Source organism: Dactylosporangium sp. NPDC005555, assembly GCF_040605635.1.
Classification (GTDB): domain Bacteria; phylum Actinomycetota; class Actinomycetes; order Mycobacteriales; family Micromonosporaceae; genus Dactylosporangium.
This window is the reverse complement of the sequence record NZ_JBEXDG010000008.1, coordinates 231699-253706: the sequence shown is the minus strand read 5'-3', so window position 1 is coordinate 253706 and position 22008 is coordinate 231699. Positions and strand designations below refer to the sequence as shown.

The following is a 22008-nucleotide window of genomic DNA, read 5'->3' as shown; positions in this document are numbered from 1 at the left end:
TAAGGTGCCCGGGGCGGCGGGGGGTACGCCGCGCCGGGCACCACTGTCAGCTCTGCGGCGGCCAGCTCGGCGGCGGGGTCTGCGGGTAGCCGGGCGGCGGGTCGGCGTTCGGCGGGCCGCTGACCGGCGGTGACACCGGCTGCGTCGGGACCTGCGGGGCGGGTCCACCGGCGGCGGGCACCGTCCACGGCTGCGGGATGGTCCCACCGGCCGGTGGCGGGCCACCGTACTGCGGCGGGAACGCGGGCGGACCGGACACCGGCGGGGTGCTCGGGTAGATCGGCTGCCCGAACACCGGACCACCCGAGGTCGGCGGCGGCGGGGCCGGATACCCGGAATGCTGCGCGGGCGTCTGCCCGGAGGACTGCGCCGGAATCCCGGACTGGGGCGCGACCCCCGCGGGCGAACCGAACGGCGCGGGGCCCGCGAAACCGGGCGGCGAACCGAACGGCGCGGGGCCCGCGAAACCGGGCGGCGGCCCGCCGGGCGCGAAGTCCGGCGCCCCGGACACCGGCGCACCCGCGACCCCGGGCGGGGGGAAGCTGCCGTCGTACATCGGCGGCGGGAATCCGGAGAAGGCCGGCGTGGGACGCGGTCCGGCCACCGACAGCGGCGCGACCCGCCGGCCGACGAGCTCGAGCAGCCACACCGCCAGCAGCCCGACCAGGCCGATGACCCCGACCGTCAGCATCGTCGTCGCCGCGTCGACGTTCTCCAGGGCCAGCCAGCGGCGGACCCCGTCGACGATGACGACCGCGAGGACCACACCGAACACCCCGGCGCGGCGGCCGAAGACGCTGACGCCGCCGAGCAGGACCGCGGCGATCGCGTACGGCAGCTGACCGGACTCGGCGTACGCCGCCGCACTGGTGTAGCGGGCCGTCAGGACCCCCGCGACGCCGGCGAGGACGGAGGAGCCGACGATGCCGACGAGGGCGCCGACGAACTTCGCCGGCCGCCAGCGGGACGGATCGGCGTCGCCGTCGACCGGCCGGTTCGCCGACAGGAGCCGCCGCACGGCCGGCAGCGCGAACAGCACCGCGCCGGCGATGGAGACGACCGCGAAGGCGACCGCCCACAGGCCGAAGCCTTCGACGGCGCGGGCGGCGCGCGGGACCGGGACGAGCTGCCCCTCGGTGGCTTTGAGCAGCGCGGCGGAGATGACGAACGCGCTGGCCAGGGTCACCGCCCAGGCGGGCAGCGAGGTGAGGCCGGTCAGCAGGGCGAGCAGCAGCCCGACCCCGGCGGCGGCGAGGACCGCGACGACGGACCCGACCGTGACGGACGCGCCGTCGTTGACCCGGTCGGCGAACACCCAGCCGGACAGGACACCGATCGAGCCGATGGCCAGGTTGGGGGTCGCGGTGCGCAGCGACAGGGCCAGCCCGCAGGCAGCGAAGCCGAGGATCGCGACCCCCGCCCACACCTGGCCTCGGGTGAACACGGCGGAGTTGGCGTTGTACAGGCCGGCGACGACGGCGCCGGCGGCGAGCAGGAGCACCGCCTCCCAGACCAGGTGCGGTGCGAGCTCGCGCATGGGACGGACCTCGGTCATGCGGCGACGCTACCGCGCATCGACAAGGAGCGCTGCCCACACGCCGCCGGGCGTCACCCCTTCGGCGTGCACCGCGCTCCTCGGGCTGGCCGGCGATGCCGAAGATCCGGCGACGGGGCGGCCGGCCGCCCCGTCGCGGTGCGGCCGGCCCCTTATTCCGGCGGCGTCAGCAGTAGCGGTACACGTCGGTGGCACGGTTCATGTCGCTGCCGAGGTAGGCGATGGAGCGGTAGCCGACGCCGACGGTGAACATGCCGCGGCCGTAGTCGAAGAACTGCACGGCGCCGCGGTCGAGGTTGTAGTAGGCGGACTCGACGCGGTCCTGCCAGCCGTACGTGGCGAGGCTCTGCCAGTAGCAGGACGACAGCTTCCCGCGGGGGTAGCCGAAGTCGGGGCGGTCGTAGAAGCAGAACCAGCCCTTGGGGCAGTCGACGTAGGCGTTCGTGTGCGCCGGGTCCTGCACGGGTGGCACGAGGGTGACGACGAACCGGCCGCCGTCGTAGCTGATCTCGTTGGCGCCGACGACCGTCCCGCCGGGGTGGTCGGCGAGGTAGGAGGCGGCGCCCGGCGAGACGGGTGCGGCGGCCGCCGGCGCGGCCACGGCGGTGACGGCGGTGACGACGAGGAAGGCGAGTGTCAGAGCACGGAGCATGGGACTGGGCATGGCTGAACCCCCACGTTTCAGCGGACCGGGACGCGGTGCGGTGACCGCGTGTCACCTCGCGGATCCCCCCGGACCGTTCGTGGTGCACGCCGTCACGGTGACGGTATGCGCCACGCTCCGTGGTCACCATGCTCACGTGCAGACTGTGGCATGAATGAATATGCCCCAGCTCCAGACGGCTGGGGCAGTTCACCGAATTCTTCGCGGCTTCTCCGCCGGTCGTACGGACCGTAACGGAAAGGGGCGCCGGGTCCGACCTGGGCCGGTTCCGGCGCCCCTGGCGGCGCGGCTGACGCACGGTGACGGGCGCTCGGCACCCGCTTGCCTTCTGCAAGTTGCAGGCCGCTCAGTCGGGCAGGTCGTCCCAGGTCGAGCGGGTGTGGATGACGCGGCGCGTGAGCACGAAGGTCTTGTCCGGACGCCGCAGCAGCGACTCGTGCGACAGCAGCCGTCCCGTGCCCGGGTCGAAGACGAGGATCTCCCGGGTGCCGTCCGCGGCGTCGGCGCTGAATGCCTTACCGGGCACGCCGAGCCGCTCCACGGTGACCTTGCCGGCGTATATGAGGTCGGGCGCGGCGCGCAGCATCCGCAGGACCGCGAGCCGCTCGGCGCGGGTGAGCGGATACGACTCGCACAGGTCCGCGACGCCGAGCAGCAGCACCACCGCGCCGCCCGGCTTGCGCCGCCGCTCGAGGACGCGTTGCAGCTCGGCGGGGTCGGCGCTGGGCGGCCCGGCGGCGTAGGTCGGCGCGCCGGGCGGCAGCGGCTCCGGGGTCGGCGGCGCACCGGTGCCAGTGACCACGCGGCGGCCCGGTGCCGCCGGTGACCAGTCGAGCTCGTCGGTGACCTCCTCGACGACCCTCGGGTAGGTGGGCGGCGGGCCGTAGGTGGTGAGGACCAGGTCGATGTGTGCGGTGGCGCCGGTGACGTCGTGGGACTGCTCGACGGCAGCGATGATCGTGTCGAGCTCGGCCGCGGCGGGTCCGCCGGCGAGCGGGTTGATCGACGGCGGCGAGGTCGAGGTGGCCGTCGTGCCACGGCCGGGCTGCCCGGCCTTCGTCTCGGCGCCGTCGTCGTCGTTGCCGCGGACCAGGGACGCGCCGACCAGCGCGGCGACCACGACCACCACGCCGCCCACCAGCACCCGGCCCGACACGCGCCGCCCTCGCCGCGCCGGCGGTGCCGGTTGCGCCGCCGGTGCGAGCGGCGGCTCCGGTGCCGGGTCGGGCGGCAGCTGGCCGAGGCGGATCTCCCACAGCTTGACGTCGGCGGGGGTGCCACCGCCGAGGTAGACCCGCCACAGCAGCACGTCGTCGGGGCACGGGTCGGCCAGCAGCTGGGCCGCTGACGGCACGGGCTGCGGCAATCCTTCCGGCACGTCGTGCGCCTCGGCGTCGGCGCGGCGCTCCACCAGCGTCTCGTCGTCGACGTCGTCGGCGCTGAGGGCGTCGCGGAGGGCCGCGCGGAGCGCAGGGCGGCTCCGGAAGCGGTCGAGGTCGGGGTGGAAGCGGGCGGCGCGCCGGGCATAGGCGGCGTGGTCGGCGCACCAGGCGGCGGGCGGGGTCCCGTCCTGGGCGACGCTGGCGAGGAACCATCTGCAGTTCTCCGCCGACGGCAGTTGCCGGGTCGCGCTGGCGGTCTCCGACATGGTGCTGTGGCCGATGTTCACCTTGTCGCCCATGATCTTGTACGACGGGTCGCCGGCTGCATTCCGGGCCTGGCGGAGCTGGTGGGCGTGCTCGGCGGCGGGGCCGTAGCCGACGACGGGCTTGACCCGCCGCCCGCGTCGTTCGCCGGTCGGGGATGCTCGGTGTTCAGACATGGTGGGGCCCGACTTCTCGAGGGTGTTTTTCTTCGTCCGGCGGGGACGCCCTACCGAGGGTTCGTAGGGCGTCGCCTCACCTGGATCAGCGATCTTGCGGTCGCGGGACGATTTCGGTGCCGTCCGTTTGCAGCCGTTGCGGCACGCGTCCCGACTCGCGGCAGTTTGCCACCAGGTCGTGGTGTTCGCCACTGATACGACAGCCCGGATTGCCGACAGATCGTCGCCGCTCGATATCGCGGCATTCCGTCCCGGACCGGCCGGGGGTCAGCGGCGGGTCGGCCGGGCGGTGGAGGCGGGGCGAGCCGTACGGCGCCGACCAGCGGCGACAGTGCCACCGTCACCGACCGCATCGGCGGGCGTCACTGGCCTGACCTCGGGCCGAACCCCGCCGTCAGGACCTGGATGCGATGACAACAATGAGGTAACGTCTCCGCATTCGGTAACGCTACGGTCACGCGAGCGACCGTTGAGCTCCCGGTCGGGCCTTCTCGAGGGTTCAGCGATCTGGGGACGGGGGTCTCTCGTTGCAGCGGGAGGCCCCCACTGCCGCGTTCGGGCGTTTCGCCGGCAGTGCCGGACCAGGCGTTCCGCGGCGGCGGTGCCGGCCACGACGAGCGCGGTGACCTCGACGGGCCCGAGCCCCCGGACGACGGCCAGGGCCGCGAGCCCGAAGACCGCAGCGAGCGCGGCGATGGTGATGACGGTCCCGGAGCGGTGCGGGCTTTCCGTGTCCGCTGTGCCCATGCGATCCTCCTGATCGGGCGGCCCGCGTGATCATTCACACGGGATCAGCCAACATCATCGGAGGTCGGAGCGGCCGGTCCTAGCGATCAATGTCCGGGAATTCGCCGCTTCCCGTCCCGGCTCGAAGAATCTTTCGCATCCAAACGAATTGGTGCCGGTATTGCAGGTGGGCACGCTTGTTCACGGACGCGTCGCCGAAGAATGGACGGACACGCAAGAAGAATCCGGAGAAATGCGAGGGGTTCAGCAGCCCCGCAGATCAAAGTACAGCCTTATGGCCACAGTGCGCAAGTACGCAGAGACGCCGATGGCCGGCGGGGGTCCGCCGGCCATCCGGAGCTTTGCGAGGGCTTACCAGTAGTGTCGGCGGCCGGCGAGCGGACGACCGACGGCGCCCAGAATCCAGAGCACCGCGCCCACGATCAGCAGCACGATGCCGATCGTCTCCAGGATGCCTACGTGCAGGAAGAGCCCGAGCAGGAACAGGATCAGGCCAAGGACGATCATCTTCAGCTCCCGGGGAGGAGGGGTGTTACATGGACGTTCTTCAGGTACCCCTCCCCCGCCTCATCTGAAACACGGATCACCCGCGGCGGCCCCGGCGGGCGCGGATGTAGTCGGAGACGACGTATCGGCCCAGGTCACCGGCGTCGGGGGTGAAGACCCGGCCGCCGCTGCGCCGGGCGACGGCGTCGACGAAGCGGCGCAGGCCGGGGTCCTCGCCGAGCATGAACACGTTGAGGACGGCGCCGTAGCGGGTCAGCTGGTCGACCTCGTGGACGGTCGAGCTGACCGTCTCCCGGGTGGACGGCCACTGGAAGTGCGAGGTGCCGTCCTCGAGGAGGTGCGCGGTCGGCTCGCCGTCGGTGACGACGAGGACGACCGGGTCGGAGCCCGGGTGCCGGCGCAGGTGCCGGCCGGCGAGCATCAGGGCGTGCTGCAGGTTGGTGCCCTGCACATAGTCGGGTTCGACGGCGGCGAGCTCCTCGACGGACAGCTTCATGGCGTACCGGCCGAACCCGATGATCTGCAGCGCGTCCTGCGGGAAACGGGTCGCGACGAGGTGCGACAGCGCGAGAGCGGCCTGTTTCATCGGGCCCCACCGGCCGTCGGCCATCATCGAGAAGGACAGGTCGACGCAGAGCGCCACGGCGGCCGACACGCGCCGTTCGGTCTCGGCGATCTCGAAGTCCTCGACGTCCAGCGCGATCGGCAGGACGGCCGTGCCACCGGTGGCCTGGCGGCGGACCGCGTTGCCGATGGTCCGGACGACGTCGATCGGTTGCTCGTCGCCGTACTGCCAGCGCCGCGACGCCCCGGTGAGCTCGCCCGCGGCGCCGGCGTCGCGCAGGTCGTGCTGGCCCTTGCGGCCGGCGGTGAGGTCGGCGAAGACGGTCCGCAGCGCGGTGCCGCCGAGCCGGCGCAGCGCCTTCGGGCTGAGCGTGAGCCCGTCGGCGCCGCGGGTGACCCAGCCCTGCCGGCGCAGCTGCTGCTCCAGCTCCCGCAGGCGGCGCAGGTCGTCGGCCGCGGACCGGCCGAGCTGCCGCTGCACCGCCTCGACGTCGACGTCGTCGAGGGTCGCGCCGGGGTGCTCCTGGCCGAGCTGGTCGAGGAGGTCGTCGAGGTCGCCGATCTCCTCGAGGGCGCCGGCGGCTTCGCCGTAGCCGAGGTCGCGCTCGCCGCGGACCCGCTCGCCGCGGCCCCAGTTGAGGTCGGGGCGCAGCGAGCGCAGGTTGTCGGTGAGGGCGGCCATCTGCCCGGCGAGGCTGCCGAGGGACTGCTCCATCAGCGACTGGAGCTCGGCGCGCTGCTGGGGGCTGAGCGAGCGCATGAGGCGCTCCCCGGCGGCGGCGCGGCGGGCGAGCGCGTCGATGAGCTCGTCGACGGTGCCGGGCTGCTCGGGGAAGAAGTCGCCGTGCTGGGCCATGAACCGCGCGAACGCGTCGTCGGTGTTCTCGCCGCGGGCGTGCTTGGCCAGCAGGTCGTTGAGGTCCTGCAGCATCTCCCCCATGCGGGCGGCCATGGCGGGGTCCTGCAGCGCCTCCTTCATGCCCTGGAAGCGCTGCCCGAGGACCTCGTCGCGCAGCTGGTCGAGGATCTGCTGATAGATCGCCTTCGCCTCCGGCGATGTCCATTTGTATTCGGACAGCTCCTCCACGGCCTTCGCTGTGGACCGGGGCAGGTTCGCCAGTTGTGTCTCGGCGAAGCGGGCATCGTCGGAATCCACCTGGGAGAGGGCGTCGCGTTCGGTGGCGACGGCCTGGTCCAGGAGCTGCTGGGCGCGGGTGACGGCGCCGTCGAGGTCGCCGCGGCGCATCGCCTCCCGCCGCAGCCGCCGGGCCCTGGCGAGGAGGTCGTCGAGGCCGCGGCCGCCGTCCGGTCCGTTGCGCAGGAGGTTGCGCAGCGCGTCGCGGAGACTGCCGCCTTCGAGGACCTCGGCGCCGACCTGGTCGACGGCGGCGCGCACGTCGAAGGGCGGGGCGAGCGGGTCGGGCCCGCCGCGCCACGCCCCATACCGGAACCTGTTGTGACGCACGTGCTCAGCCTCCGTAGACGGTGCGGCCGTCCTCGGTGAGGTCCTTGGACAGCCGTCTGGTGAGGTGCAGTCCTTCGAGGACGAACTCGATGCCGGCGGCGGCCTCGCCACGGCTGGGCGCGTCGCCGAGCCCGAGCCGCTCCAGGACCTTCGCCAGGCCCGGCACGGTGCCGACCTGCTGCAGGATGTCGTCGGCGCCGGCCAGCTCGCCGGTCTCGATGACGGCTCCTTCGGCGACGAGGTCGGTGAAGCCGGACAGGTCCAGGCCGGCGAGCCGGGACCGGAACGTGTCGGCGGTGGCGGTGCGCAGCAGGTGCGCGAGGATCTCGATCTCGCGGCCCTCCTCGCCGCTGTCGAACTCGACCTTGCCGCGCAGGGTGCTGGTGACACTCACCGTGTCACCCACCCGGGCGACGGGACTGTCGTCGCCGAGCAGCCCGCCACGGCGCAGCGCGGACGCGGCGACGGTCTCCGCCGCCGCGATGGCGAAGCGGGCCGACACGCCGGAGCGGGAGTCGACGGCCGGCGACTCCCGCACCGCACGGGTGAAGCGGGCGAGGACCTCGATGACGTGGCCGGGGACCTGCGCGACCAGCTGCGCCTCCTGCTGGATCAGGTCGGTCTCCAGCTCCAGGTCCAGGGGGTAGTGGGTGCGGATCTCGGCGCCGAAGCGGTCCTTCAGCGGCGTGATGATCCGGCCACGGTTGGTGTAGTCCTCGGGGTTGGCGCTGGCCACGAGCAGCACGTCCAGGGGCAGGCGCAGCTGATAGCCGCGGACCTGGATGTCGCGCTCCTCCAGGACGTTGAGCAGCGACACCTGGATGCGCTCGGCGAGGTCGGGCAGCTCGTTGACGGCGAAGATGCCGCGGTTGGTGCGCGGGACGAGTCCGAAGTGGATGGTCTCCGGATCGCCGAGGGTGCGGCCCTGCGCGACCCTGATCGGGTCGACGTCGCCGATGAGGTCACCGACGGACGTGTCGGGGGTCGCGAGCTTCTCCCCGTAGCGCTTCGAGCGGTGCAGCCAGTCCACGGGCAGCGCGTCGCCGGCTTCGAGGGCGAGGCGCTGCGACGCGGGCGTGATCGGCTCGTACGGGTGCTCGTTGAGCTCGGACCCGGCGATGACGGGGGTCCACTCGTCCAGCAGTGCCACGAGGCCGCGGATGACGCGGGTCTTGCCCTGGCCGCGCTCGCCGAGCAGGACCAGGTCGTGGCCGGCCAGGATGGCCCGCTCGAGCTCGGGCAGGACGGTGTCTTCGTAGCCGACGATGCCGGGGAAGCGGGGCTCACCGGAGCGGAGCTTCGCCAGCAGATTGTCGCGGAGCTCTTGCTTGACGGTGCGGAACCGGTGGCCGCTGTCTCGCAGCTCGCCCACGGTGCGGGGCAGGTCCAAAGGCTGGGTCACCGTCTGAACGTAGCGCGGTTACGTTTCCATCGGCGAAACGGCGCGGAACTCCTCCAGCAGCCGGGCGGCGCCTCGAGGCGGCCGGCGCGCGGCACACCGCGGCGGCGCCGTGGCAGCCGTGGGTGGTCCGCGACGACCGCCTCGTCACCGGCCAGAACCCGGCCAGTGCGACGGGCGTGGCGGAGGCGATCCTCGACGCTCTCGGCTCAGCGGCCCCTGGCGACCTGTGACCAGGTGCTGAAGCCGGACCAGGCGCTCCGCGGCTCGTGATAGTGGTAGTAGTCGTGGGCCGCGTCCCGGCCGAGGAGCACGAACGCGGCGACGAGCGCCACCAGGACGCCGGTGACCGCGGTCGAGGACAGCACCGAGAACCACAGCGGCAGCACCTCGTAGAGGTGCGCCTCCTCGGCGGGGCCCGAGGCGAGCAGCGCGTTGTCGGGGTTGATCACCACGCCGAGCAGCAGCACGACCCCGGCGAGCAGGGCGGCGGACCCGACGACGACACGGGTGCCGATGTGCCGGCGCGGGATCGCCGTCGCCGCCCCCGTGAGCAGCAGGGCCAGGCCCGCGCCGAGGACGACGGTCAGCGCCAGCCGGGTGTGCATGCTGTCCAGCTGCGTCTGCTCCCCGATGCTCCACGGGGCGTGCTCGGTGTAGGCGCCGGCGAACCGGCCGAGGAGGACCGCCGCCGCGAGGGTCTGCGCGGCGAGCAGGCCGACGGCGCCGACGACCAGCCAGAACGCCCGCCTGACGGGGGCAGCCGGGCGTCTGCTCATCAGCGCGTCGTCTGCCATCGCATCCAGGATAGTGGTGCCCGGCGGTGGGCCGGGGTGGGCGGGCGGATGGTCAGCGGCGCCGGAGGAAGTCCAGCCAGGACCCGAAGCCGCGCCAGCGGGCGGCCGGGTCGTAGTCCTGGTAGTAGTCGGCGGCCGCCGCCCGGCCCATCCGGAGGAACGCGATGCCGAACAGCACGACGACGCCGAGGACCGTCACGGCGGACAGCGTCTGGAACCAGGCCGGGACCAGCGTCTCGTAGTAAGCGAGGGACGCCGCGTCGTCCGCGGCGATCGCACTCTCAGGGCTGAACGTCACGCCGAGCACGAGCACGGCGGCCGCGACGAGCCCAACGAACCCGACGAGCGTCCGGCTGCTGTCGCCACGGCGCCCGACGGCCATGGCGGCGACGCCGACCATGAGGGTCAGGACCACGCCGACGCCCAGGGCCGTGACCAGACGCCAGCGGATCTCGTCGGCGATCAGGTCGAAGCCGGGGGTCCACGCTTCCCCGGCCCCGGCCGCGTACGTGCGGCCGAATCCGGCGACGAGCGTCCCGGTGGCGGCGGTCTTCGCGAGGACCAGCAGGAAGCCGATGGCGGCGAGCCAGAACGCCTGGCGCACGATGGCGGGCGCCGGGTCGAGCCGCAGGTTGTCTGTCATCGCCGGTCAGCGTATGACCGGCGGCGCGGCGCGGGCGACCCCGTTCATCAAGCCGTGATCAGGGCCGGTTGACGATGTCGTGCCACGAGGTGAAGCCGCGCCAGGGCGCGGCCGGGCCGCGGTGGTGGTAGTAGTCGACTGCCGGGTCGCGGCCCATGCGCAGCAGCGCGGCGGTGAGCAGGACGATGACGCCGGTGACGACGCCGGAGGCCAGCGCGGAGAACCAGACCGGCAGCAGTTGCTCCAGGTCGGCGAGCTCGTCGGCGCCGGCGGCGAGCAGCGCGTTGTCGGCGGCGAGGGTGACGCCGAGCAGGAGCGCGGTCCCGGCGAAGAGCGCAGCGCCGGCGACGGCGGTGCGGGTGGCGGTGGTGCGGCGCGGGACGGCGAGCGCGGCGCCGCCGAGCAGGACGGCGATGCCGGTGCCGAGGATGACGGCGACGGCGAGACGGCCGTGGACGCTGTCGACCTGGGCCTGCTCGGCGACCGACCACGTGCCGTGCGCGCGGTGGGTGGTGCCGAAGCGGGCAAGGAGGACCGCGGCCGCGACCGCTTGCGTCGCGGCCAGCGTGAGCGCGCCGATGACCAGCCAGAATGCCTGCCGCACCGGGGCGCATGGGCGCTCGCCGTCCGCCATCACGCTCAGCGTACGACCGGTCGTCGTGCCCGGTCCAGCCTCACCCCGTGCTCATCAGAGGGCCGTTTGCGGGGTGGTCGCGCGCCACCTCGCGGCGCGTACGGCAGGATGGACGCTGCACGTGACCGCAAGCAACCGATTCCGCCGAGGAGTTTTCGCATGGCGCTCAGCAAGCCCGACGTGACCCTGCCCGACGGCCCGCCGCCCGCCGACCTCGTGGTCGAGGACATCACCGTCGGTGACGGCGCGGAGGCCCGCCCCGGTCAGCAGGTCAGCGTCCACTACGTGGGCGTGTCCCTGTCGACGGGCAAGGAGTTCGACGCGTCGTGGAACCGTGGCGGCACGTTCGACTTCGGCCTCGGTCAGGGCCAGGTCATCGCCGGATGGGACCAGGGCGTGGCCGGCATGAAGGTCGGCGGCCGGCGCAAGCTGGTCATCCCGCCGCACCTGGGCTACGGCAGCCGGGGCGCCGGTGGCGGCCTGATCAAGCCGGGCGAGACGCTCGTCTTCGTGGTGGACCTCGTCGGCACCCGGTAGGTCCGATTTCCCCGTCCATGGGTCCGGTATTCCCGGCCGGACCCATGGATGGGAATGCGGTAATTCACAGCAGACACTCAGCCCGCCTCGGACATCGAGGTGGGATGCTGGACCATCGGCGTCGGCCGGCCCGCTTTTTCACCACGTCATAACGCCATAAAGGGGTGTGCAGATGACAATGCAGTCGGCGGCACCGCGCGCCAAGCGCATCCTGATGATCGGCGCGCCGGGCGCCGGCAAAGGCACCCAGGCGCAGCTGATCGCGCAGCAGTTCGGCATCACCCACATCGCCAGCGGCGACCTGCTCCGCAAGAACATCGCCGAGGGCACGACGATCGGCCGCACGGTCGAGGGGATCGTCAACAAGGGTGAGCTGGTCCCCGACTCGATCATCATGGACATGCTCCGCAAGCCGGTCCTCGCGGCGAACGCCGCCGGCGGTTACGTCCTGGACGGTTTCCCGCGCACCGTCGAGCAGGCCGAGGCGGCCTATCGCACCGCCGGTGACCTGGGTGTCGGCGTGCAGATCGCGATCCACCTCGAGGTGCCCGAGGACGAGCTGACCCGGCGGATGCTGGCCCGGGCCCGCGGCGCCGACGACACCGTCGACGTGATCAAGCACCGCATCAAGGTGTATGAGGAGAAGACGCGCCCCCTGCTGGACTATTACCAGCAGCGTGAGCTGCTCATCCAGGTCAACGGCGCCCGCCCGGTCGGCGAGGTGACCTGGTCGATCGTGGTCCAGCTGCAGCGGGCGTTCAAGCAGCGGCCGGCCGCGACCCGCGCCGCCGCCGCGTAAGCGTTCGTCCGGAAGGGCCCGGCACAGCCGGGCCCTTCCGTCGTTTCAGCCGGACAGCGCGGCCGAGACGACGCCGCGGGCCTCCTGCTGGATGCGCTCCAGGTGCTCGGGGCCCTGGAACGACTCCGCGTAGACCTTGTAGACGTCCTCGGTCCCGGACGGCCGCGCCGCGAACCAGCCGGACGCCGTGACGACCTTCAGACCGCCGAGGGCGGCGCCGTTGCCGGGCGCGGCGGTCAGCTTCGCCGTGATCGGCTCGCCGGCCAGGTCCGTGGCCGTCACCTGCTCCGGCGACAGCTTGCCCAGCACCGCCTTCTCCTCACGGGTCGACGCGACGTCGATCCGCGCGTAGGCTGGCGCGCCGTGCCGCGCGACGAGGTCCGCGTAGTGCTCGCTCGGCGACCGGCCCGTCGTCGCGATGATCTCCGCGGCGAGCAGGCACAGCAGCAGCCCGTCCTTGTCGGTGGTCCACACGTCGCCGTTGCGGCGCAGGAACGACGCCCCGGCGCTCTCCTCACCGCCGAACCCGACGGAGCCGTCCAGCAGCCCCGGCACGAACCACTTGAAGCCGACAGGGACCTCGATGAGGGTGCGGCCGAGGTCCGCCGCGACCCGGTCGATCATCGACGACGACACGAGCGTCTTGCCGATCGCCGCGTCCTTCGCCCAGCCGTCCCTGTTGCTGAACAGGTACTGGATGGCGACGGCGAGGAAGTGGTTGGGGTTCATCAGGCCCGCGTCGGGGGTGACGATCCCGTGCCGGTCCGCGTCCGCGTCGTTGCCGGTCGCGACCTGATACTCGGCGCGCTTGCCGATCAGCGACGCCATCGCGTTCGGCGACGAGCAGTCCATGCGGATCTTGCCGTCCCAGTCGAGGGTCATGAACCCGAACGTCGGGTCGACGTCCGGGTTGACGACGGTCAGGTCCAGCTTGTGCCGTTCGGCGATGGCGCCCCAGTACGCGACGCTCGCACCGCCGAGCGGGTCGGCACCGATCCGGACCCGGGCGTCGGCGATCGCCGAGATGTCGATGACGGACGGCAGGTCGTCGACGTACGCGGCGAGGAAGTCGAACCGCCCGGTGGTGTCCTTGCTCAACGCCTGCGCATAAGGGATCCGCCGGACGTCTTTGAGGCCGCCGGCCAGGATCGCGTTGGCCCGGTCCTGGATCCACTTCGTGACGTCGGTGTCGGCGGGCCCGCCGTGCGGCGGGTTGTACTTGAACCCGCCGTCCTCCGGCGGGTTGTGCGACGGGGTCACCACGACCCCGTCCGCGCCCAGGTGCCGGTGGGTGAGGATCGCGTGCGACAGGGCGGGCGTCGGCGTGTACCCGTCGCGGCTGTCGATGAGCACCTGCACCCCGTTGGCGGCGAACACCTCGAGGGCGCTGACCGTCGCCGGCTCCGACAGGGCGTGGGTGTCCTTGCCGACGAAGAGCGGTCCCGTGTACCCCTGGGCCGCCCGGTACTCACAGATCGCCTGGCTCACCGCGACGATGTGGTCCTCGTTGAACGAGCGGCGCAGGCTCGACCCGCGGTGCCCGGACGTGCCGAACGCGACCTGCTGCGCGGGGTCGGACACGTCGGGGTGCTCGGCGTAGTAACTGGTGATGAGTCGCGGGACGTCGACGAGGTCGGAACGCTGCGCCGGAGTGCCAGCACGGGGATGGACGGACATACCGCATACGTTGCCACGTCGCCCATGCCGGTGCGACACGACTGGGCCATCGGCGGAAACAATCCGCCGTTACACTCCCGCGCATCGATGCCCCCTCTCACCCCGGCGAGGCGACGACTCGCACCGGGGCCTGGCGATCACCGACGCCCACGTCGCCGTCGCATGACATGATCCGCGCATGACGTGGACCGCGCCCGCAGCACCGCCGTTCGGGGGTTCGCTCGTCGCTGATGAGCGAACCCTGCTCGAAGGGTTCCTCGACTGGCAACGCGCCGTCCTGGTCGGCAAGTGCACCGGCCTCACGGGTGAGGAACTCGTCCAGCGCTCCACTCCCCCGTCGATGCTGTCGCTGCTCGGCCTGCTGCGCCACGTCACCGACGTCGAGCGGGAATGGTTCCACGGCCGCTTCCGCGGCACCCCGGTCCCGTTCCTGTACCGCCGCGCCGACGCGGCCGACGCCGCCTTCGACGAAGCCTCGGCCACGACCGCGGAAGAGGACTACGGCCGCCTGATCGCGCAGTGGCAGTCGTCCCGCGTCGCGGTCGCCGGCGCCGCCCTGGACGACGCCTTCGAGGACCGCCAGCGCGGCCCGATGTCCCTGCGCGCCGTCTACCTGCACCTCATCCAGGAGTACGCCCGCCACAACGGCCACGCCGACCTGCTCCGCCAACGCATCGACGGCGAAACCGGCTGACGCCACCCCGCCGCCACGACTATCGTGGCCGCCGTGCACCGCAGCGGCCTCGCCTCAGCGATCGACACGCTGTACGAGGTCTTCGGTGCCGTCCCCCGCCCGGCGTCCGTCGACGGCTGCCCGTGCTGCTGGCTGCCGTCCGACGCTTCGGCACTGCTGCAACCTGTCCCGCTGCGATCGCTGCCGGCGCTGGCCCTTGCCCCGTACGCGGTGGGAGTGCCGTTCACGGTCGGCTCGGCCGGCGACTTCCGGCACTTCCTGCCCCGGCTGCTCGAAGTCAGCGTCACCGAGGGGTTCGGCGGCCCGGACGCCGACTTCATGGCCTACCCGACGATCGAGCCGTTCCTCAGCCGCCTCCGCCACACCGGCTGGACGACGTGGGCCCCTTCCGAACAGGCAGCCGTCCGGGGCTTCCTCGACGCCCTCTGGCACGACACCCTCACCACCGACCCGGCGTCATCGACCTTCTTCGCCGACGACGTCCTCTGCGCCCTCGGCAACGCCGTCGATGACATCACCCCGTTCCTCGCTGCATGGGCCGCTCTGCTCCCCGCCCCGCACCCGGCCGCCCACCTGCGCGAGCTGCGCGCTCAGCCGTCCGTCAACGCCTTCTGGGAAGACCGCGCCACCCAGCACGACCAGGTCACCGTCTGGCTGACCGTCAACGGGTGAGCATCACGGCGACCCACCAGACGGCTTCGCCCGGGTGGTGCGCACGGTCCCGGCCCGGGAGGCCCGTCTGAGCGGCGGCGTCAGGTCCGGTCGAGCGCCTGGGTGAGGTGCCGCCGGGAGGTGACGTCGAGCTTCCGGAAGATCTTGTTGAGGTGGTACTCGACGGTGGAGGTGGTGATGAACAGGCGGGTGGCGATCTCCGCGTTGGTCGCGCGCTGGGCGGCGAGGGCCGCGACCTGGCTCTCCTGCGGGGTCAGTTCCCGGGCGGCCGCGTCGGTGCGAGCACGGGCCCGCTGACCGGTCGCCGACAGCTCGGTGCGGGCCCGGTCGGCGAAGGCACCCGCGCCCATGGCCACGAAGGCGTCGTGCGCGGTCCGCAACGCCGCCCTCGCCTCGGTGCGGCGCTTGCGGCGGCGCAGCCATTCGCCGTGCAGGAGGTGGGTGCGGGCGAGCTCGGTGGCGAGGGTCGTGCCGGTGAGGTGCCCGGCCGCCTGGTGGTAGAGCGCCTCGGCCTCGGTGTCGGCGGCCAGCAGCGCGCGGGAGCGGGCCAGCACGCCCAGGGCCCATGGGGTGCCGCTGGCGGTGGCCCGCTCGCTCAGGCGGGCGAGCGCGGCCTGGGCGGTCCCGGGATCTCCGGCGCGGACGGCCGCCTCGATGAGGTTCGGCAGCATGCGGTTGCCGTGGATGATGCCGTCGTCGCGGAAGGCCGGCCGCAGGTGTTCCAGCGCGTCGGCGTACCGGCCGAGGCCGAGCTCCAGGATCGCCAGCGAGTTGCGGGCGTTGTCGCCGAGGGAGCCGAACCCGCGCTGCGCCTCCCAGACCGTGATCGCGGTGTCGGCGGCGGTCCTGGCCGGTCCTTCGAGGCCGCGCCACGCCAGGAGTTCGACCTGGCACGACGTGTCGCCGGCCGGGCCTCCGATGAGGTTGCCCGTCTCGGCGGCCTCGGCGTGCCAGGCGGCGGCGCGCTCGAGGTCACCGGACCAGGTGGCGGCCGTCGCCAGGCCGATCAGCTGGGCGATGACGGTCTGCGGCGCGCCGCGCTGCCTGGCGAGCGCCTCGGTGTGCCGCAGGCCCGCGAGGAAGCCCGCGTCGTCCCACAGGTCCTCGGCGATGAGGTGGTGACCCGCCAGGGAGAAGGGCCCGACGGGGGTCAGGTCCCGCTCGGCGTGCACGGCCGTCGCCGCGGCGCGCAGGCGCGGCACCGCCGGGACGTATCCGACGGCGAGGCGCGTGGCCAGGGCTTCGACGAGCAGGCGCACCGTGGTGGCCGGGCCGTCGCCGCGCCCGGCTGCGCGCAGCGCGGCGCGGGCCACCTCGGTGCGGGTCGTGCCGGCGGTGTGCCGGCCGGCCACGATCGCGGCGACGAGCGCCTCGTACAGGGCGCCGTGGCGCAGGTCGTCGGGCAGGTCGGTGTCCTCGGCGACCGCCAGCATCGCCGCCGGTGTCATGTTCGCGACCCCGCCGCCGAGCCGGTCCAGCGCGGCCCGCAGCCGGAGCGCGGTCGCCCGCAGGACGGGCGTGTGCAGGGCCGGCGTGGCCTGCGCGAGACGCCGCCGCGCCGCGGCGGGGTCGTCTGCGGCGAGGTGCGCGCCCGCGGCCGCGAGCAGGCGGCGGGCCCGGGGCCGGGGGTCTGGGGTCAGGTCGGCGGCGCGGGACAGGAACCTCGCCAGGGACGCGTGGCCGCCGCTGACGCGGGCCTGCAGCGCGGCGCGTCCGAGTTCGCCGGCGACGCTCTCGTCGAGGCCCGCGGTCGCCTGGGCGAGGTGCCAGGCCCGGCGGTCCGGGTTGGTGTCCCGGTCGGTCGCCTCGGCCAGTGCCGCGTGCACCCTGCGCCGCTCGGCCGGCGGTGCGGCGTCGTGGACCGCGGAACGCATCAGGGGGTGTCGGAAGGCGATGCCGTGGGCCGTGGTCAGGATGCCGTCGGCGATCGCCGGGTCGGCCGCGTCGGGTGGCAGGCCGAGCCGGGCCGCTGCGCGCCACAGCTCCACGTCGTCCTGCGGAGCGGACGCCGCAGCACCACCACCGAACGGCGACCGCACCGCCGCACCGCCAGCGATCGGCGACCGGTCCGCCACAGCGCCACCCAAGGGCGGTTGTGCCGCCGCGACGCCACCGAACGGCAACTGTGCCGCCACAGCGCCACCGAACGGCAACTGTGCCGCCACAGCGCCACCCAACGGCGACCGTGCCGCCACAGCGCCACCCAACGGCGACCGTGCCGCCACAGCGCCACCCAACGGCGACCGTGCCGCCACAGCGCCACCCAACGGCGATTGGGCCGCCACAGCGCTACCCAACGGCGACCGTGCCGCCGTGACGCCGCCCAACGGCAATTGGGCCGCCGCGACGCCGGCCAACGGCGACCGTGTGCCGGTCGCGGCGACGACGAGGAGCAGCGACTGCGTGGCGGCCGGCAGCCGGCGGACCTTCCGCAGCAGGTACACCTCCATGCGGCGGTGCAGCGGCAGCGGATCGGGCAGCGGGGCGCCGCCGGCGAGCTGGTCCCCGGACAGCCGGACGGTCAGCTCGATCAGCGCGAGCGGGTTGCCCCCGGTCCCGGCGACGATCCGGTCGGCGACCGCCGGCGCGACCGGCCCGGGCGCGGTCCGGGCCAGGAGGTCGCGGGCGGCCGCGTCCGGCAGTCCGGTGATCGCGAGGGTCGGCAGGCCGTCCAGCTCGCGGGCCGGATCCGGCTCGTCCAGGGCGGCGATCAGCAGGCCGACGCCGTCCGCGTCCAGGCGCCGGGACACGAAGGCCAGCACGGCCAGGGTCTCGCGGTCCAGCCACTGGGCGTCGTCGACGAGGCAGAGCAGCGGCAGGCCGTCGGCGAGCAGGGCGAGGGTGGCGAGGCCGATCAGGAAGAAGTCCACGGTGGACCCGGCGGCCAGGCCGAACGCCCCGGCGAGGGCCGCGCGCTGCGGTCCGGGCAGCCGGTCCATCCGGCCGAGGAACGGCCGGAGCAGCCGATGCAGCCCGGCGTACGCCAGCCGGTGCTCCGGCTCGACCCCGGCGACCCGGGCGACCTGAAGGTCCGCGGCGGCCGCCGCCGCGTGCTCCAGCAGCCGGGTCTTGCCGATCCCGGCCTCACCGACGAGCACGAGCGACGCACCCGAGCCCGCACCGGCGCCCGCGCCCGCGCCCGTCCGGACGGCCGCGACGAGTTCGTCGACGGCCACGCGCTCCTGCTCCCGTCCGTGCAACGGCGGCGATGCGGACCCGGCTGGTGCCAACGACGGCGCGATCACGCTACGTACCGTAGGCGGTCGCGGACGGGGGTCTCCATACGTCACGTGACGGTCTACGCTTCGGTGCCGGTGCGGGGTGGTCCTCGGCAGAAGCGGATGAGGAATGACGCTGTTCGGTCGTGAGCGGGAGTCGCGGCGCCTGGCCGGGTTCGTCACCTCGGCGCGCCGCGGCGGTGGTGCGCTGGTGGTGCGCGGTGAGGCCGGCATCGGCAAGTCGGCGCTGCTGCGGCAGGCCCTGGCGGCGGCCGGCGACGAAGGTCTGCTGGTGCTGTCGGCCGCCGGCACCGAGGCGGAGGCGCGGCTGCCGTTCGCCGGGCTGCACCAGCTGATCCGGCCCGTGCTCGGCCGGGCCGCGGACCTGCCGGGTCCGCAGCGGGAGGCCGTCCTGACGGCGTTCGGCATGGCGCACGGCGCCGCGCCGGACCTGTTCCTCATCGCGCTGGCGGTGCTCAACCTGCTCGGTGAGGCGGCCGCGGAGTCCGGTGCGCTGCTCGTCGTGGAGGACGCGCACTGGCTGGACGCGCCCAGCGCCGACGCCCTCACGTTCGTCGCCCGCCGCCTGGGCTCCGACCCGATCGTGCTGCTGGCGGCGATGCGGGAGGGCTACGCCGGCCCGTTCGACACCGGGCTCGAGCAGCTGCGCCTGGAGCGCCTGGACGACGCGGCGGCGGCAGCCCTCGTGGACGCGCGGGCGCCGGGGCTGCCGGCCGGGCTGCGGCGGCAGCTGCTGGACGAGGCGGCCGGCAATCCGCTGGCGCTGGTCGAGCTGCCGATCGACACCCGGGAGCTGGGCACCGGTGCGCTGACCGCCAGGCTGGAGGAGGCGTTCGCGGCGCGGGTGTCCGGGCTGCCCGGCCCGGCGCAGGCGCTGCTGCTGGTCGCGGCGGTCAACGACGGCGACGCGCTGGCCGAGGCGATGGACGCCGCCGCGGTCGTCATCGGTGGTGCGGTGACGGTGCACGACCTGACGCCCGCGATCGCCGCCGGGCTGGTCGACCTGGACCGGGCGAGCATCCGCTTCCGGCATCCGCTGATGCGTTCGGCGATCCAGCAGCGGGCGACGCCCGCCGAGCGCCTCGCGGCGCACGCCGCCCTGGCCGATGCCGTCCGCGGGCAGGGCGACCGCTGGGTGTGGCATCGCGCCGGGGCGTCCCATGCCCCGGACGACGCCGTGGCGGACGACCTGGAGCAGGCGGCGACCGACGCGCAGCGCCGCGGTGCCGTGGTCCCCGCGGTCGCGGCGCTGCAACGCTCCGGCCAGCTGACGGTCGATCCCGTCCGCCGCACCGACCGGCTGTTGCGCGCCGCCGAGCTGGCGGTCGAGCTGGGCAGGCACGACATCGTCGGCGCGCTGCTGCAGGAGGTCGCCACGGGGAGCCTGTCGTTCGTCCAGCAGGCGAGGCGGCTGTGGGTCCAGTCGAGTTTCGGCGACGGTCTGCGGGACCAGAAGACCGGGCCGGCCGCGCTGGCCGAGGTCGCCGCCCGGCTGGCCCGGCACGACGACGGCCTCCGGCTCGCCATGCGCCTGCTCACCAGTGCGGCGCTGCGCTGCTTCTTCTCCGGTGCCGACGCCGACGCCGTCCGCCGCGTGGTGGAGGTGACGGAGTCCCTGCCGGTCGCAGCGGATCATCCGGAGCGGCTGACCATCCTCGCGTTCGCGGCGCCGGTCGAGCGGGGTTCGGTCGTGATCGACGGCCTGCGGGGGTTCGCCGCCCACGCCGGGGCCGAAGCGCAGACGCTGCGTCAGCTCGGCGCCGCGGCGACCGTCGTCGGCGCCTTCGACCTCGCGGAGCTGTGCTCCACGGCCTCGGTCCCGGACCTGCGGGCACAGGGCCGTCTGGGGTCCCTGACCCGGGCCCTCGCCGCGATGGCCTGGTACGCGGCGGTCCAGGGCGACCTGAGCGCGGGTGTCCCCGCCGCCGAGGAGGCCGGCCGGCTGGCCCTGGAGACGTCGCAGCCGCTGTACCACGGCATCGCCGGAGCGGCGGCGGCGGTGCTGGCCGCGCTGGGTGGGCAGGCGGACCGGGCGGCGGCGCTGGCGGACGAGACCGAGCGGCGTGGCGTCGTCGCGGCCGTGCGGCCGGTGCTGGCGATGGTCCAGCTCGCCCGGGGGCGCGGCGCGCTGGCCGACGGGCGGTACGCGGACGCGTATGGCGAGCTGTGCCGGATGCACGAGCCGGCCGACCCGGCATTCCACGCCGGGCTGCGCTGCACGGCCCTGATCGACCTGGTCGAGGCGGCCGCCCACAGTGGGCACCGGGACGAGGTGTGCGCCGTGGTCGCCGACCTCGAGGCGGCGGGGCGGCGGAGCTCGTCGCCGGCCCTGCACGCCGGCCTGCGCTATGCCCGGGCCGTGCTCGCCGACGACGACCACGCGGAGGCGTTGTTCCGTGCCGCGCTCGCCGGTGAGACGGGCAGGTGGGTGTTCTCGCGGGCCCGGATCCAGCTCGCGTACGGCCAATGGCTGCGCCGGCAGCGCAGGACCGTCGCGTCGCGGGCACCGTTGCGGGCCGCCCGCAGCGCCTTCGACGCGCTGGGTGCCGCGCCCTGGGCGGAGCGGGCCGGGCAGGAGCTGCGGGCCGCCGGCGAGACCAGCCGCGCCCGCCCCGCGACCGGCCGTGCCGAGCTCACCCCGCAGGAGCTGCAGATCGCCCAGCTGGCGGCGCAGGGCATGACCAACCGGGAGATCGGTCAGGCCCTGTACCTCTCGCACCGCACGGTCAGCACCCACCTGCACAACATCTTCCCCAAGCTCGGGATCACCGCCCGGGCTCAGCTGCCCCCGATCGTCGGTGACCTCACAGACTGGTGAGCAGGCCCCCGTCGACGGCGAAGTTGGCGCCGGTCACGTTGGCGGCCAGGTCACCGGCGAGGTACAGCACCAGCGCCGCGACCTCCTCCGGCTCGGTGAACCGCCCGGTCACCGACTGCCGTGCGGCCCCCTCCGCGATCTGCCCGGGGTCGCCGCCCCGGTCACGGGCGAGGGTGGCGGCGACGCCGCCGTCGCCGAGCCACAGGTCGGTGCTGACCGGCCCGGGGCTGATCGTGTTGCACCGCACGCCCTTCGGGCCTCCCTCCTTCGACAGCGCCTTGGAGAAGTTGACCAGGGCCGCCTTCGCCGCGCTGTAGTCGATGACGAGCGGGTCGGGCAGGGCCGCGTTGACCGACGCGATCGTGACGACGGCGGCGTTGCCGGTGGCGCACAGGTGCGGCCACGCGGCCCGGACGGTCCGGACGTGGGCGAGGAAGTTGATGTTCAGGGTCTCGGCCCACGCCTCGTCCGGGATGTCCAGGAAGCCGCCCGGACGCGGACGTACCGCGCCGACGTTGTTGACGAGCAGGTCGATGCGGCCGAACGCCTCGACGGCGGCGTCGATGAGCCGGGCCGGTCCGTCCACGGTGGCCAGGTCCACCGCGACCGGCCGCACGGCGCCGTCCTCGGACAGCTCGGCCAGGTCACCGCCGACGTTCCTGGCGCCGGCCACCACCCGCACCCCTTCGGCGGCCAGCGCCCGCACGACGGCCAGGCCGATGCCCCGGCTGGCCCCGGTGACGACCGCGACCTTGCCGGTCAGGTGCAGGTCCAC

Annotated in this window: 17 protein-coding genes; 5 read left to right on the top strand and 12 right to left on the bottom strand. The window is 73.9% G+C overall.

All coding sequences use genetic code 11. The annotated features are described in order from the left end of the window. Positions 1-46 precede the first annotated feature (46 nt). From ABZS58_RS12420 to ABZS58_RS12380, 9 genes are all read right to left on the bottom strand, one after another. Positions 47-1555 (bottom strand): hypothetical protein, encoded by a 1509-nt coding sequence (locus ABZS58_RS12420; RefSeq protein ID WP_354780555.1) that lies wholly within the window; start codon positions 1553-1555, stop codon positions 47-49. Between the two features lie 166 nt (positions 1556-1721). Then, positions 1722-2207 (bottom strand): peptidase inhibitor family I36 protein, encoded by a 486-nt coding sequence (locus ABZS58_RS12415; RefSeq protein WP_354780553.1) that lies wholly within the window; start codon positions 2205-2207, stop codon positions 1722-1724. A 358-nt stretch (positions 2208-2565) separates the two neighbouring features. Beyond that, the gene (locus ABZS58_RS12410) at positions 2566-4041 is read right to left on the bottom strand and encodes a hypothetical protein (RefSeq protein ID WP_354780551.1); all 1476 of its coding nucleotides are present in this window, start codon (positions 4039-4041) and stop codon (positions 2566-2568) included. A 1098-nt stretch (positions 4042-5139) separates the two neighbouring features. Then, the gene (locus ABZS58_RS12405) at positions 5140-5295 is read right to left on the bottom strand and encodes a DUF6131 family protein (RefSeq protein ID WP_203853177.1); all 156 of its coding nucleotides are present in this window, start codon (positions 5293-5295) and stop codon (positions 5140-5142) included. A 76-nt stretch (positions 5296-5371) separates the two neighbouring features. Continuing rightward, positions 5372-7324, bottom strand: a complete 1953-nt coding sequence (locus tag ABZS58_RS12400; protein ID WP_354780549.1) for a hypothetical protein — start codon at positions 7322-7324, stop codon at positions 5372-5374. Between the two features lie 4 nt (positions 7325-7328). Then, complete coding sequence (locus ABZS58_RS12395) at positions 7329-8726, bottom strand: sigma 54-interacting transcriptional regulator (RefSeq protein WP_354780547.1); 1398 nt, start codon at positions 8724-8726, stop codon at positions 7329-7331. A 206-nt stretch (positions 8727-8932) separates the two neighbouring features. Further along, positions 8933-9520 carry a hypothetical protein gene (locus ABZS58_RS12390; RefSeq protein ID WP_354780545.1) on the bottom strand — a complete coding sequence of 196 codons (588 nt, stop codon included), beginning with the start codon at positions 9518-9520 and terminating at the stop codon, positions 8933-8935. Positions 9521-9572: 52 nt separating this feature from the next. Beyond that, positions 9573-10163, bottom strand: a complete 591-nt coding sequence (locus ABZS58_RS12385) for a hypothetical protein (protein WP_354780543.1) — start codon at positions 10161-10163, stop codon at positions 9573-9575. Positions 10164-10221: 58 nt separating this feature from the next. Further along, entirely contained in the window at positions 10222-10797 is a 576-nt protein-coding gene (locus tag ABZS58_RS12380) for a hypothetical protein (RefSeq protein ID WP_354780541.1), read from the bottom strand. Between the two features lie 159 nt (positions 10798-10956). On the opposite strand from ABZS58_RS12380, the gene ABZS58_RS12375 reads away from it, so the two are divergent. Further along, positions 10957-11334, top strand: coding sequence for an FKBP-type peptidyl-prolyl cis-trans isomerase (locus tag ABZS58_RS12375; RefSeq protein WP_354780539.1), 378 nt, complete (start codon positions 10957-10959; stop codon positions 11332-11334). A 172-nt stretch (positions 11335-11506) separates the two neighbouring features. Next, positions 11507-12133, top strand: a complete 627-nt coding sequence (locus ABZS58_RS12370) for an adenylate kinase (RefSeq protein WP_354780537.1) — start codon at positions 11507-11509, stop codon at positions 12131-12133. 45 nt (positions 12134-12178) lie between these two features. On the opposite strand, the gene pgm is transcribed toward ABZS58_RS12370, so the two are convergent. After that, positions 12179-13810, bottom strand: coding sequence for a phosphoglucomutase (alpha-D-glucose-1,6-bisphosphate-dependent) (gene pgm, locus ABZS58_RS12365; RefSeq protein WP_354780535.1), 1632 nt, complete (start codon positions 13808-13810; stop codon positions 12179-12181). 178 nt (positions 13811-13988) lie between these two features. Here pgm and ABZS58_RS12360 point away from each other — a divergent pair, with 178 nt between their 5' ends. Then, positions 13989-14504, top strand: a complete 516-nt coding sequence (locus ABZS58_RS12360) for a DinB family protein (RefSeq protein ID WP_354780533.1) — start codon at positions 13989-13991, stop codon at positions 14502-14504. 33 nt (positions 14505-14537) lie between these two features. Beyond that, the gene (locus ABZS58_RS12355; RefSeq protein WP_354780531.1) at positions 14538-15176 is read left to right on the top strand and encodes a hypothetical protein; all 639 of its coding nucleotides are present in this window, start codon (positions 14538-14540) and stop codon (positions 15174-15176) included. A gap of 80 nt (positions 15177-15256) precedes the next feature. Here the strand turns inward: ABZS58_RS12355 and ABZS58_RS12350 are convergent, their stop codons facing one another. Beyond that, on the bottom strand, positions 15257-18628 hold the full coding sequence (locus tag ABZS58_RS12350) for an AAA family ATPase (protein ID WP_354780529.1): 3372 nt from the start codon (positions 18626-18628) through the stop codon (positions 15257-15259). Here ABZS58_RS12350 and ABZS58_RS12345 point away from each other — a divergent pair. Continuing rightward, complete coding sequence (locus ABZS58_RS12345) at positions 18525-21233, top strand: AAA family ATPase (RefSeq protein ID WP_354780527.1); 2709 nt, start codon at positions 18525-18527, stop codon at positions 21231-21233. The two genes, ABZS58_RS12350 and ABZS58_RS12345, sit on opposite strands and share 104 nt — an antisense overlap. Here ABZS58_RS12345 and ABZS58_RS12340 read toward each other — a convergent pair. After that, positions 21220-22008, bottom strand: coding sequence for an SDR family oxidoreductase (locus ABZS58_RS12340; RefSeq protein ID WP_354780525.1), 789 nt, complete (start codon positions 22006-22008; stop codon positions 21220-21222). The genes ABZS58_RS12345 and ABZS58_RS12340 overlap by 14 nt on opposite strands.